This window comes from Flavobacterium sp. (assembly GCF_046155325.1).
GTDB lineage: Bacteria > Bacteroidota > Bacteroidia > Flavobacteriales > Flavobacteriaceae > Flavobacterium.
Genome location: NZ_JBJXDQ010000145.1, coordinates 1 through 14,055, shown reverse-complemented (window position 1 = coordinate 14,055; position 14,055 = coordinate 1). Strand labels below are relative to the sequence as shown.

The following is a 14,055-nucleotide window of genomic DNA, read 5'->3' as shown; positions in this document are numbered from 1 at the left end:
ACTGAACAATGCGACTCATACTGACCCAATGTATATCCCACATCAATGGTTCAGCTTGAGGAACGCCATCAAAAACATCCAAAAAAGTAGCTTCGTCCAGTTGTTTCAAATCATCGGCTGTGGCGTTTCCAAAAAGAATAGTTGAGGCTTTTATTGCTTTTTCCAAATCTTCTTTGGAGTGAACAAAAACGGTTAATTCTTCGGCTAGTTTTCTTTGTAAAACTCTTAAATGTGGCGCAATTTTATGTTCTTCTATTAAACCGTCTATTTGTCCTTTAGTCAAAAAAGTAAAAATCTTAATGTATTTTTCTGCATCAACATCGGTAGTATTTAACCAAAACTGGTAAAATTTATAAACCGATGTTTTATCGGCTGTTAACCATACATTTCCCCCTTCGGATTTTCCAAATTTAGAACCATCAGCTTTAGTGATTAACGGACAGGTCATAGCAAAGGCTTTGGCATCAAAGCCAACATTCATTCTTCGAACTAATTCGGTTCCTGTGGTGATATTTCCCCATTGATCTGATCCGCCCATTTGCAGCAAGCAATTGTATTCTTTGTGCAAATGATAAAAGTCGTATCCTTGTATTAATTGGTACGTAAACTCCGTAAATGACATGCCTTCGCCTTCCCCTGTCAAACGTTTTTTAACAGAATCCTTAGCCATCATATAATTTACCGTGATACGTTTGCCTACATCTCGAGCAAAATTGATAAAAGACAAATCCTTCATCCAATCGTAATTATTGACTAGAATTGGTGCGTTATCTTCATTAGAATTAAAATCTAAAAAACGAGAAAGTACTTTTTTAATACCCGCTACATTATGGTTTAATGTAGCTTCGTCTAATAAATTTCTTTCATCAGATTTACCTGAAGGATCACCTATCATACCTGTTGCACCACCTACTAATGCGATGGGTTTGTGGCCAAAGTGGCCTAAATGAACCAAAAGAATTATAGGTACTAAACTACCGATATGCAAGGAATCTGACGTAGGATCAAAACCAATATAAGTTGTGGTCATTTCTTTCAAAAGTTGTTCTTCGGTTCCTGGCATAATATCATGAACCAATCCGCGCCATTGTAATTCTGCAATAATATTTTTCATCTAAAAATAAATTTCGACAAAGATAAAATTTAATGTGGATTCGGAAATTTGTTTATTCGGAAATTTGAGAAAATAATTCATAATTCATAATGCGTAATTCGTAATTTTGCTTTTATGGTTTTAGTAACAGGAGTAACAGGATTAGTGGGTTCGCATTTAGCATTGCAGTTGTTAGAAAACAACGTGTGTGTTCGTGCTATTTATAGAACAACAGCTTCGATGGAGAAAACAAAGTCTATTTTTAGGCTTTATAAAAAAGAATCCCTTTTCGAAAAAATAGAATGGATTCAGGCAGACATTACCGACGTTCCTTCTTTAGAAGTTGCTTTTAAAAACATAGAATATGTTTACCATTGTGCCGCTTTAATTTCATTTGACCCAAAAGACGAAAAACAAATCCGAAAAATAAACATCGAAGGCACAGCCAATGTGGTTAATTTTTGCCTTGGATATGGTATTAAAAAATTATGTCATGTGAGTTCGATTGCGGCTTTGGGCGATGTGAAAGAAAACGAAAACCAAATTTCAGAAGAAAGCGAATGGAATCCTGAACTCCACCACAGCGACTATGCTATTTCTAAGTATGGAGCCGAAATGGAAATTTGGCGTGGTCAACAAGAGGGTCTTGAAACTATTGTTTTAAATCCTGGAGTTATAATCGGCCCTTTTGTAAAGCTTCGAGATTGGAATCAAGGAAGCGGACTGCTTTTTGAAAAAGTGACTAATGGATTCCCTTTTTATTCTAAAGGAACAACTGGTTTTATTGCGGTTGATGATGTAATTCAAATAATGATTCATTTAATGAAAACCGAAATCTCGAATGAACGTTTTATTCTTGTTGGTCAGAATATCGTTTTTAAAGAGTTGCTTGATACTATAGCTGACGCATTGCAAGTAAAAAGACCTTATATTCATGCCAATCCGTTTTTGATAAACATAGCCTACAAGATAGATTGGTTAATAGCTACTGTTTTTGGAAGAAAAAGGAAATTAAATCGAAGTATTGTTATGGCTTCCTATGGTAAAAACTTGTATTCTAATAAAAAATTAAAATCCGCTCTAGGTTTTGAATGTATAGCTATTCATGGTTACATTAAGAAAATTTCAGCACTATAAATCTTTTTTAATATTCTTAATTTTGGCAATAGAGTCAGCTGCTTTTTTTTCTTTTAGCTTTTTCTTTGCTTTTTTTAAAATTTCAGTCTTTTCTTTTTCCTTTTTTATATTGATTTCCATTAAAGACTTATTTTTATCTAAACGAGCGTTAATCTCATCAAATAATTTTTTGTAGACCTTATAATCAGAAGCATAATACATATTGCTTTTCACAAACCTTGTGCTGTCAACTTGGTATTTATAATTAATGAATTGATAGGGTGTAATTTTTTTTTCCTTTAATGGACTTGAATCTTGATATTTAATTGCTTCTAAAAGGGATAAGTCATACATAATATCGACCATTACCTCTTTATCGATAAGGTTGACTGGTTTTTCTACTGCTGGTTTTTGACAGCTAAATACGAATGAAACAAGAAAAGCAAAAAATATTCCTTTATACATTAACGATTATTTATCTATTAAACAAGAGTCTTTTTCCTGCTCGAATATCTTTTACTTTGAAAGCAGAATAGACTAGTTGACCGTTTACAAAAGTATGAGTAATTCTAGATTTAAACGTGAAGCCTTCAAATGGCGACCAACCACATTTGGCCAAAATGTTTTCTTTTTTCACACTCCATGGCAATCCTGGATTTACAATAACTAAGTCTGCAAAATAACCCACTTTTACAAAACCACGGTTTTCAATTTTAAAAATTTTAGCTGGATTATGGCACATTTTTTCGACTATTTTTTCAATGCTAATTTTTCCTTGATGATAAGCTTCAAACATGGCAACAATAGCGTGTTGAACAAGAGGCCCTCCAGAAGGTGCTTTTGAATACAACTGACTTTTCTCTTCAAGAGTGTGCGGCGCATGATCTGTGGCAACAACATCTATACGACCATCATTCAAAGCTTCCCAAAGCGCTTTTCTATCATTAGCAGTTTTTACAGCAGGATTCCACTTAATCAAATTTCCTTTTGTCTCATAATCTTCATCCGAAAACCACAAATGATGAATACAAACTTCGGCAGTTATTCTTTTGTCTTCTAATGGGATTTTATTAGTAAATAAATCCAATTCTTTAGCGGTCGAAATATGAAAAACATGCAGTCTCGCTCCAGTTCGTTTTGCTAGATCAATAATTTTAACTGTTGATTTATAACATGCTTCTACACTTCTAATTTCCGGATGAAATTTAACCGGTATATCATCCCCAAACTGCAATTTATATTTTTCTAAATTCTCTTTTACAGTAGTTTCATCTTCACTATGAACAGCAATTAATAATTGTGTGCTAGAAAATATTTTTTCTAATGACTCTGTACTATCCACAAGCATATCGCCTGTTGAAGAGCCAAGAAATAATTTTAACCCTGCTACATTTTTTGGATTTGTTTTAAGAATTTCTTCTAAATTATCATTGGTTCCCCCCATCATAAAGGAATAATTGGCATAGGAAGTCTTGGCCGCTATTTGATATTTTTGTTCTAATAATTCTTGGGTAACAGCATTTGGAACCGTGTTAGGTTGCTCAATAAAAGAAGTTATTCCACCTGCAACAGCGGCTCGTGACTCTGATTCAATGTCGCCTTTGTGTGTCAGTCCTGGCTCTCTAAAATGCACTTGATCATCAATGGCGCCGGGCATTAAATAATTCCCTTCGGCATCAATAATTTTACAATTAGAAGACTTAGCGCTAATACTGTCGGAAATTTCTACAATCAAGTCGTTTTCAATCAAAACATCACCTTCAAAAATAGTCCCTTCATTTACTATTTTGGCATTCTTTATTAAAATCCTGTTCATTTTATCTTTTCTTTAATTATAAAGTATTGACTAACATTTTTAATCGAAGTGTAATAACACCAAGAACCGCCTCCTTAAATATGGCACTGCTCATTTTTGATTGACCTTTGGTCCGATCAGTAAATATTATTGGCACTTCAACTATTGTGAAATTTTTACAAAATGTTCGATATTTCATTTCGATTTGAAATGCATATCCAACAAATTTTATTTTTTCTAAATTTATTTTTTCTAAAACTTCTCTTCTATAACAAATAAATCCTGCAGTGGCATCATGTATTTGCATTCCGGTAATGAAACGCACGTAAACCGAGGCAAAATAAGACATTAACACCCTGCTCAGTGGCCAATTTACAACATTCACACCTGTTACATAACGAGATCCTATTGCTAAATCTGCCCCGCCCATATGACAAGCGTTATACAGTTTTTCTAAATCGTTTGGATTATGAGAAAAATCGGCATCCATTTCAAAAATAAAATTATAATTCAGTTGTAAAGCCCATTTAAATCCATGAACATAAGCAGTTCCTAGACCTTGTTTTCCATTTCTTTTTTCTAAAAATAATTTCTCTGGAAATTCCGCTTGTAATTGGACAACTTTATCTGCAGTATGATCGGGTGAATTGTCGTCGATAACAAGCACATGAAAAGGTTTATGCTGTGATAATACAGCCCTAATAATGCTTTCAATATTCTCAATTTCGTTATAGGTTGGAATTATAACAATACAATCAGTCATTTTTCGAGTAATTTCAACGCAAAAGTAAACTTTTTATACGATTTGATTCATAATAATAGTATAATAAAAAGCAATGAAATAAAAAATCATTAATTTCGCGTCACAATGATTGATAACATTCTTCATCCAAGGATAATTGAAAATAAAGATTGGGCAACACTTATTTTTGTGTTGTCTTTTGCTACAATTGCATTTACTAAATCCGTTTTTGAAAACCGATTTGCCGATTTTACAAAATTAATTTACTCTGATAAATACAACAATATTTATAAAGATGGTAGCCACCTTAAAAGTGGCTTTACAATAGCATTATTTCTAATTCAAATCATATCTTTTTCATTTCTAATTCAAATTTCGCTAAGTGCTTTTGGATTAGCTTCTAAAACAGACTTTGTACTATATATACAAATCATTACTTTTTTGATGTATTTTGTTCTTGCAAAATTTCTTATTGAAAAAATTATAGCAACAGCGTTTAATATTGACGAATTTATCGAGCAGTTTAACTTACAAAAAGTAATTTATCGAACTTATATCGGATTATTTTTATTGCCCATTAATGCTGTTTTGTTTTATTACGACGATTTATCAAGTAATATTCCCCTATTTATTTTGGGTTTAATATTGATTATAAACACTTTAATATACTTTGTTTCTATAAAAAATTATCAAAGTTTAATATTCAGTAAGTTTTTTTATTTTATTTTATATCTTTGCGCTCTTGAAATAGCTCCGTATTATTTCATGTACTATTGGTTTACAAAAAGAATAGTTTAGAAAATATTAGTATTATGAAAGTGAAAACAATTTTGGTGTCACAGCCTGAGCCCAAAGTGGAAAATTCTCCTTATTTTGAGCTTCAACAAAAACATAAAGTTAAAATTGATTTTCGCCCTTTTATACATGTAGAAGGTGTAAGCGCTAAAGAAATTAGACTTCAAAAAATTGATTTAAATAATTTCACAGCAATTATTTTAACAAGCAAAAATGCGGCAGATCATTTCTTCAGAGTTGCTGATGAAATGCGTTATAAAGTTCCTGAAGGGCTCAAGTATTTTTGTCAATCAGAAGCTATCGCATTTTATCTCCAGAAATATGTGGTATACCGAAAACGTAAAATTTACGTTGGTTCAAAAGATTTTGCTGACTTATCTCCTTTGATTAAGAAGTATAAAGACGAAAAATTCTTGCTTCCTGCATCCGATCAATTGAATGCTGATGCTCCAATTACCTTAAACAACCTAAAAGTAGACTGGACTCAAGCGGTATTTTATAAAACTGTCATGAGTGATTTATCTGATTTAGCCGATGTCTATTATGATGTTTTAGCTTTTTTCAGTCCTACAGGAATAAAATCCTTGTTTATGAATTTTCCGAGTTTTGAACAAAACAATACTAGAATAGCTGTTTTTGGAAGCACTACTCAAAAAGAAGCGCTAGAAAATGGTTTAAGAATTGATATTCTTGCTCCAACTCCCGAAACACCCTCAATGACCATGGCATTAGAAAAGTACATTGCCGAAGCTAATAAAGCAAAATAACCCTAAAGCATAGATTATCACGAAAATCCATTCCTAAACGAATGGATTTTTTTATGTTATTGTACTAAAAAATAGTTGGTGATTTTAGATTGATCATATTACAAAAACATAACTTCCCCAATACAACATGGCGAAACTAATGACCAATCCCGAAATTACTACTAATATAAGTCCTGGTAAAAGCATCTCTTTCATTTTTATTTGACCAGTAGCCAAGAGAATAGCATTTGGCGGAGTGAAAATGGGCAACATAAATGCCACGGAAGCGCTATGAATTGGGTTAAAAACCATCAACTTTTTATTGGTGGTTTTTTTATCACAAAAAAATCCTAAATAATTTCACGAAATCGTTATAGTTGATTAATTTTGCTTAAAAAACATTAAGAATAAACACACAAATTATTTGTTTTAAATATACATGAACAAAAACACAATCATTATTAATAGTTAAAACAATATGAAAAATATTAAAATTATTCAGGAGTTACATGATTTAGGAATTACTGGCTATCACGATGTTTCGTATAATCCTTCCTATGAAGATATGTACCAAGCCGAAGTTTCGCATTTTAGAAAAGGATATGAAAAAGGAGCTGTCACAGATACTGGTTGTGTGGCTGTAAAAACAGGTGTTTTTACAGGACGTTCTCCAAAAGATCGCTATATTGTTAAAGACGACGTGACCAAAGACACTATTTATTGGGATAAAAAAGTAAATTTTTCTACTACTGTTGAAATATGGAATGATCTAAAATCTTTAGTATTAGAACAGCTTTCTACTTCTAAAAAAATATATGTGGTAGACGCTTTTTGCGGCACAAACATAAACACAAGATTAAAAGTTCGTTTTGTAATGGAGGTTGCTTGGCAAGCTCATTTTGTGACCAATATGTTTATCAGACCTTCAACCTATGAATTAGAAAGTTTTGGAAAACCTGATTTCATAGTCATGAATGGTTCAAAAGCCACAAATCCCAACTGGGAAGAACAAGGTTTAAATTCTGAAAATTTTGTATTATTTAACCTCACTGAAAAAATACAAATCATAGGAGGAACATGGTATGGTGGTGAAATGAAAAAAGGAATGTTTGCCATGATGAATTATTATTTACCACTTCGAGGAATTGCTTCTATGCACTGTTCAGCTAATGTTGGCGAAGATGGAGTTGTAGCTATATTTTTTGGTCTATCAGGTACTGGAAAAACAACACTATCAGCAGATCCAAAAAGATATTTAATTGGTGATGACGAACATGGCTGGGATGAAAAAGGGGTTTTCAACTTTGAAGGGGGCTGTTATGCAAAAGTAATTGACCTAAGCGAAGACAAAGAACCAGAAATTTGGAAAGCTATAAAAAGAGATGCTTTGTTAGAAAATGTCATTGTAAACGAATATGGCGAAATTGATTATACCGACCACTCTATAACCGAAAACTCTAGAGTGTCCTACCCAATATATCATATCAATAAAATTATTTTACCCTCAAAATCAGGACATGCCAGCAAAATAATTTATCTTTCAGCTGATGCATTTGGGGTTTTACCACCAGTTTCCATTTTAAATGAAAATCAAGCGCAATACCATTTTCTTTGCGGATATACATCAAAATTAGCAGGGACTGAAAGAGGAATTACAGAACCAGAACCATCCTTTTCTCCTGCGTTTGGGGAGGCATTCTTAACGTTACACCCAACCATGTATTCTAAAACTTTAATTGGAAAAATGAAAGAACATGGTGCAAAAGCATATTTGGTAAATACGGGCTGGAACGGAACTGGGAAGCGAATTTCTTTAAAAAACACTAGAGCCATTATCGATGCCATTATTAGCGGCGAAATAGATAAAAAAGAAACCAAAATAATTCCTTATCTCAATCTAACGACACCTAAATCTTTGTCCAACGTAAGCAGTGAAATTCTTGACCCAAGAGATACTTATAAAAACAAAGAAGAATGGGTTAGAAAAGCTAAAGATTTAGCTTCTCGCTATATCAAAAACTTTGAACAGTACACCAATACCGAGGAAGGAAAACGCCTAGTTAGTGCAGGTCCATCTTTAGAACTAAATACCGTTGAAGCTTAATGTTTAAAATACAATAAAATATATAGTAATTTAAATGTTGCAATCTAAGGTAGATTTTTTACTTTTAAAAATTAAAATTAATCACAACAATCCTTGTGTTTGCTTTGGATTTTATCTTATTTCAAAACTTTAGATTTAATTTAGTCTATCGAAAAAAACAAAATTATTAAAGTATTACAAAATCATGAGTAACGAAAAATTAAGAATTGAGGCTTTAAATTACCACGAATATCCACAACCCGGAAAAATTAAAATTGTTCCGACTAAACCTTATGCCACCCAAAGAGATTTAGGACTTGCCTATTCTCCTGGTGTTGCCGAACCTTGTTTGGCAATTGCAGCTAATAAAGATGATGTGTACAAATACACTTCTAAGGGGAATTTAGTTGCGGTTATTACCAATGGCACTGCTGTTTTAGGATTGGGAGATATAGGTCCTGAGGCTTCAAAACCCGTAATGGAAGGGAAATCATTATTGTTTAAGATTTTTGCAGATATTGATAGTATTGATATTGAATTGGACACTAAAGACGTTGACAAGTTTATTGAAACTGTCAAGATTATGGCGCCTACTTTTGGCGGAATCAATCTCGAAGATATCAAAGCTCCCGAAGCCTTTGAAATTGAGAGACGATTAAAAGAAGAATTGGATATTCCGGTAATGCATGATGATCAGCACGGAACAGCAATCATATCGGCGGCAGCCTTATTAAATGCTTTAGAAATTACCAAGAAAAAAATCGAAGAAGTACGCATCGTTATTAGTGGTGCAGGTGCGGCAGCAATATCTTGTACTAAATTGTACAAAGCTTTTGGCGCATCTGCCAAAAACATTGTGATGATTGATAGTAAAGGTGTTATTAGAAGTGACAGAGATAATTTATCTTCAGAAAAATTAGAATTTGCTACCGATAGAAAGATAGATACTTTAGATGAAGCTATGGTCGATGCCGATGTTTTTATTGGTTTATCCGTAGCCGATTTGGTGAGTCCTGAAATGTTACTTTCTATGGCAAAAGACCCTATTGTTTTTGCTATGGCAAATCCTGACCCAGAGATTGATTATAATTTAGCCATTCGTACCCGAAAAGATATAATTATGGCAACGGGAAGATCTGATTTTCCGAATCAGGTGAACAATGTTTTAGGTTTTCCGTTTATTTTTAGAGGCGCTCTCGATGTAAGAGCCACTAAAATTAATGAAGAAATGAAAATGGCGGCTGTCAAAGCATTGGCCGATTTGACGAGAGAATCTGTTCCTGAACAAGTAAATATTGCTTATGGGGAGACTCGACTTGCTTTTGGTAAGGATTATATTATTCCAAAACCATTTGACCCGAGATTAATCTCGTCAATACCTATAGCTGTTGCTAAAGCAGCAGTAGCAAGTGGTGTTGCAAAAATGCCTATCAAAGATTGGGATAAGTATAAAGAAGAGTTATTACTTCGTTCTGGAAATGACAATAAAATAGTTAGAATGTTGCATAACAGGGCGAAACTAAATCCTAAAAAAATTGTTTTTGCCGAAGCAGATCATTTAGATGTTCTGAAAGCTGCACAAATAGTTTTTGATGAAGGTATCGCAATTCCTGTTTTATTAGGTCACAAAGAGACAATATTAGAATTAAAAAAAGAAATTGAATTCGATGCAGACGTTTTAATAATAGACCCAAAATCAAAAGAAACTAAAGCCAAAAGAGACCAATATGCTACAAAATATTGGGAAAACCGAAAACGAAGTGGTGTCACTTATTATGGTGCTCAATCTAAAATGAGAGAACGCAATTACTATGGCGCTATGATGGTAACCGAAGGTGATGTAGATGGAATGATATCAGGTTACACAAGAGCCTACCCTACTGTAGCCAAACCCATTTTTGAATTGATTGGTAAGGCTCATAATGTAAAAAAAGTAGCCACTGTAAACATTATGACTACTGATAGAGGACCTCTTTTTTTAGCAGATACCGCTATAAATATTAACCCCACATCAGAAGAATTAGCCGATATTGCGCAAATGACAGCCAATGTTGCCACAACATTAGGATTTGAACCTATTATGGCTATGCTTTCGTATTCTAATTTTGGTTCTTCTGCACATGCTAATGCTGCCAAAGTTAGAGATGCTGTGGCACTATTACACGCTAATAATCCTAGTCTAGTAGTCGATGGTGAATTACAATCTGATTTTGCATTAAACACTGAACTGTTACAAAGTAAATTCCCTTTTTCTAAACTGGCAGGGAAAAAGGTAAATACTTTAATTTTTCCAAATCTAGAATCCGGAAATATTACCTATAAACTTTTGAAAGAACTCCACAAATCCGAATCGATTGGGCCAATAATGATGGGACTTAGCAAAGCGGTGCATATTGTTCAGTTAGGAGCAAGTGTAAACGAAATCGTGAATATGACTGCTATAACTGTAATCGATGTTCAGGAAAGAGAGAAAAGGAAAAAAAATAAATCAAAAGCAAAGATTTAATTTTAGTTTTTTAAAACAAAAAAAACCGCTTTAATCTTGTGAATTAAAGCGGATTTTATATTTATACTATAAGTGTATTATTCTCTTCTTCCCATATAAATGGAAATATAATATAACAATGTAGCGATTGATCCTAAAGCAGCTACTACATAGGTTCTAGCAGCCCATTTCAAAGCGTCTTTTGCTCCTTCTTGTTCTTGTTGCGTCAACATTCGCTTATTTTCTAACCAAGCTAGAGCGCGATTACTTGCATCATATTCAACAGGCAACGTTACAATACTAAACAAAGTAGTGGCTGCAAAAATTACAATTCCTATTAATAACAATTGTGGAAAAGAATTAAGCATTAATATTCCACCCAATAAAATCCATTGCATATAACTGGAGGCAACATTTACAATAGGCACCAATTGAGAACGCATCGTTAACCAATTGTAAGCAGTGGCATGTTGTACCGCGTGACCACATTCGTGAGCTGCAACAGCAGCAGCAGCAGCGTTTCGCTGATTGAAAACCGCTTCGCTCAGATTAACTGTTTTGTCTGCTGGATTGTAATGATCTGTTAATTGTCCTGCTACCGAAATCACTCTTACATCCCGAATTCCGTGATCAGCAAGCATTTTTTCGGCAATTTCTTGTCCAGACATTCCGTTTTGCAAATGCAATTTCGAATATTTTTCAAACTTACTTTTTAACCTTGAGCTCACTAACCAACTTGCTAGCATGATACCGCCCATTAAAATCATTGATGGTAAACTAAATCCTAACATATTATTTATTTTTAAATTAATTTTTACAACAAAACTTCATCAAATTTTACGCCAATTTTTTAGGTGTCAATTTGGCATTTTACCCTACTAAATTAATAATTTTTCCTGGAACTATAATCACTTTGTTGGGTGTTTTTCCATCCAACTGTTTTATTGTTCTTTCGTCTTTCATGATGATTTGCTCAATTTGTTCCTTGGATAAATCCAAAGGCAATTTGATAGTAAAACGCATTTTTCCGTTGAAAGAAACTGGATATTCTTTTTCAGATTCTACCAAATATTTTTCTTCAAAAACTGGAAATGGCTCTTGTGAAATTCCTTTGTAATCTTTTAATGCTTCAATTTTTAAATCTTTCAATTTTAACCACAATTCCTCAGCAATGTGGGGTGCATATGGCGAAATCAAAATGGCTAATGGTTCCAAAATCGCACGAGAATGGCAATTTTGAGCGGTCAATTCATTCACGCAAATCATAAACTGCGACACCGAGGTATTGAAAGAGAAACCTTCAATATCTTCCGCCACTTTTTTGATGGTTTTGTGTAATGTTTTTAAAGCCTCCCCCAACCCCTCCGAAGGAGGGGAGTCAGAAACATAAAACGAATCATTTGGTCCAGAATGGTACAAACGCCATAATTTTTTAAGGAACCCAAAAACTCCCGAAATTCCTGCCGTGTTCCAAGGCTTAGCTTGTTCCAATGGACCTAAAAACATTTCGTACAAACGCAAGGTATCGGCTCCATATTCGTTGCAAATATCATCTGGCGTAACCACATTGTATTTGGATTTCGACATTTTTTCGATTTCGCGACCTACAATGTATTTTCCGTTATCTTCGGTGATGAAGATCGCATCTTTGTAATCTTCTCTCCAAGATTTGAATTTTTCAATATCCAACTCATCAGAAGAATTTACCATTGAAACATCAACGTGGGTAGCAGTTGGTATTGCTCTAAAAAACTGTGTTTTATCAACGTTTAATTTTTCAAAATCTTCAATTGCTGAACTAAATACTTCATTAATATCTAATTCACCCTTTTGCAATTTATCGACTTTGCTTTTTGTTATAAAAAAATTGGTAAAGTAATCAAACTTTTCACTGACTACTCTTAATCTATAAACAAACGCACTCATTCCCAAAATCATTCCCTGATTAATAAGTTTTTTGAAGGGTTCTTCTGTGGGTGCAAAACCTTTGTCTTTCAAGAATTTGTTCCAAAAACGGGAATACAATAAGTGACCGGTGGCGTGTTCGCTTCCGCCAATGTATAAATCCACGCTTTCCCAATATTTCAAGGCGTCTTTGCTGGCAAATTCTCCGTCATTGTGTGCATCCATATACCGCATCCAATACCAGGAACTTCCCGCCCAACCTGGCATTGTGTTCAATTCAAGTGGAAATATCGTTTTGTTGTCAATTAACTGAACACTTACAACTGAACACTGAACACTATCCCAAGCCCAAACCGTTGCATTCCCTAAAGGTGGTAATCCGTCTTCGGTTGGTAAATATTTCTCTACTTCCGGCAATACGATTGGCAAATGTTTTGCATCGATCATTTGTGGTAAGCCATTGACGTAATATACTGGAAACGGTTCGCCCCAATATCTTTGGCGAGAGAAAACGGCATCACGCAAACGGTAATTGATTTTGCCATTTCCTTGACCTATTTTCTCGAGTTCCGAAATGACTTTCTTGGTCGCTTCTTTGTATCCTAATCCATTCAAGAAATCAGAATTTTTCAACACAAATCCCTCTTTTGCTGTGAAAGGTTCATTTTCCATTAAATTTTCAGGCTCCACGGTTCCCCCTTTGGGGGTTAGGGGGCTAAAAATATTCTTGATTTCCGGCATTCCTCCCGACGTTTCGGGATTGCCTTTAAAGAAATTGGCGAAAGCATAATCTCTTTCGTCGCCACAAGGAACCGCCATAACGGCGCCAGTTCCGTAACCCGCTAGAACATAATCGCCAATCCAAACCGGAATGGCTTCCTTGGTAAACGGATGCTCGGCATAAGCTCCTGTAAAAACTCCCGAAATGGTTTTTACATCGGCCATTCTTTCGCGTTCAGAACGTTTTGAGGATGCAAAAATATATTCGTTTATTTTCTCTAAATTCTCCGAAGTGGTTATTTCCTGAACCAAAGGATGCTCTGGTGCCAAGGTCATAAAGGTAACTCCGAAAATGGTGTCGGGACGCGTTGTAAATACATCAATATAATTTTGCTCACTTTTGACTTTTGACTTTTGACTTTTGACTTGAAAGGATACCATCGCTCCAACACTCTTTCCAATCCAATTCCGCTGACTTTCTTTAATGCTTTCGCTCCAATCAATAGTGTCTAAACCTTGCAATAAACGTTCTGCATAGGCTGAAATTCGCATGCTCCATTGGGTCATTTTCTTGC

The 14,055-nt window shown here is 34.3% G+C and carries 12 protein-coding genes; 5 read left to right on the top strand and 7 right to left on the bottom strand.

Going from position 1 to position 14,055, the window contains the following annotated elements; genetic code table 11:
• On the bottom strand, positions 1-1,114 hold a 1,114-nt coding region (tyrS, locus tag ACKVOD_RS10045), incomplete at its 3' end, for a tyrosine--tRNA ligase (protein WP_409209338.1).
• A 114-nt stretch (positions 1,115-1,228) separates the two neighbouring features.
• On the opposite strand from tyrS, the gene ACKVOD_RS10040 reads away from it, so the two are divergent.
• Positions 1,229-2,230 (top strand): NAD-dependent epimerase/dehydratase family protein, encoded by a 1,002-nt coding sequence (locus ACKVOD_RS10040; protein WP_409209337.1) that lies wholly within the window; start codon positions 1,229-1,231, stop codon positions 2,228-2,230.
• Here the strand turns inward: ACKVOD_RS10040 and ACKVOD_RS10035 are convergent.
• Genes ACKVOD_RS10035 through ACKVOD_RS10025 form a run of 3 tightly spaced genes read right to left on the bottom strand, consistent with a single transcriptional unit; the run spans position 2,225 to position 4,767 of the window.
• Positions 2,225-2,674, bottom strand: coding sequence for a DUF4296 domain-containing protein (locus ACKVOD_RS10035; protein WP_409209336.1), 450 nt, complete (start codon positions 2,672-2,674; stop codon positions 2,225-2,227). The two genes, ACKVOD_RS10040 and ACKVOD_RS10035, sit on opposite strands and share 6 nt — an antisense overlap.
• 10 nt (positions 2,675-2,684) lie before the next feature.
• On the bottom strand, positions 2,685-4,025 hold the full coding sequence (locus ACKVOD_RS10030; protein WP_409209335.1) for a dihydroorotase: 1,341 nt from the start codon (positions 4,023-4,025) through the stop codon (positions 2,685-2,687).
• Positions 4,026-4,041: 16 nt separating this feature from the next.
• Positions 4,042-4,767, bottom strand: coding sequence for a polyprenol monophosphomannose synthase (locus ACKVOD_RS10025; RefSeq protein WP_409209334.1), 726 nt, complete (start codon positions 4,765-4,767; stop codon positions 4,042-4,044).
• Positions 4,768-4,872: 105 nt separating this feature from the next.
• On the opposite strand from ACKVOD_RS10025, the gene ACKVOD_RS10020 reads away from it, so the two are divergent.
• Positions 4,873-5,544: a DUF4271 domain-containing protein gene (locus tag ACKVOD_RS10020; RefSeq protein WP_409209333.1), complete on the top strand. Its 672-nt coding sequence runs from the start codon at positions 4,873-4,875 to the stop codon at positions 5,542-5,544.
• Between the two features lie 14 nt (positions 5,545-5,558).
• Positions 5,559-6,308 (top strand): uroporphyrinogen-III synthase, encoded by a 750-nt coding sequence (locus tag ACKVOD_RS10015; RefSeq protein WP_409209332.1) that lies wholly within the window; start codon positions 5,559-5,561, stop codon positions 6,306-6,308.
• A 93-nt stretch (positions 6,309-6,401) separates the two neighbouring features.
• Here ACKVOD_RS10015 and ACKVOD_RS10010 read toward each other — a convergent pair whose 3' ends face one another.
• Complete coding sequence (locus ACKVOD_RS10010; RefSeq protein ID WP_409209331.1) at positions 6,402-6,599, bottom strand: hypothetical protein; 198 nt, start codon at positions 6,597-6,599, stop codon at positions 6,402-6,404.
• Between the two features lie 166 nt (positions 6,600-6,765).
• On the opposite strand from ACKVOD_RS10010, the gene pckA reads away from it, so the two are divergent.
• Complete coding sequence (gene pckA, locus ACKVOD_RS10005; protein ID WP_409209330.1) at positions 6,766-8,391, top strand: phosphoenolpyruvate carboxykinase (ATP); 1,626 nt, start codon at positions 6,766-6,768, stop codon at positions 8,389-8,391.
• 184 nt (positions 8,392-8,575) lie between these two features.
• Positions 8,576-10,876, top strand: a complete 2,301-nt coding sequence (locus ACKVOD_RS10000) for an NADP-dependent malic enzyme (RefSeq protein WP_409209329.1) — start codon at positions 8,576-8,578, stop codon at positions 10,874-10,876.
• Between the two features lie 77 nt (positions 10,877-10,953).
• Here ACKVOD_RS10000 and ACKVOD_RS09995 read toward each other — a convergent pair whose 3' ends face one another.
• Both ACKVOD_RS09995 and ACKVOD_RS09990 read right to left on the bottom strand, forming a co-directional pair.
• Complete coding sequence (locus ACKVOD_RS09995; protein ID WP_409209328.1) at positions 10,954-11,646, bottom strand: zinc metallopeptidase; 693 nt, start codon at positions 11,644-11,646, stop codon at positions 10,954-10,956.
• Between the two features lie 79 nt (positions 11,647-11,725).
• A partial coding sequence (locus ACKVOD_RS09990) for a class I tRNA ligase family protein (protein ID WP_409209327.1) occupies positions 11,726-14,055 on the bottom strand: 2,330 nt, incomplete at its 5' end.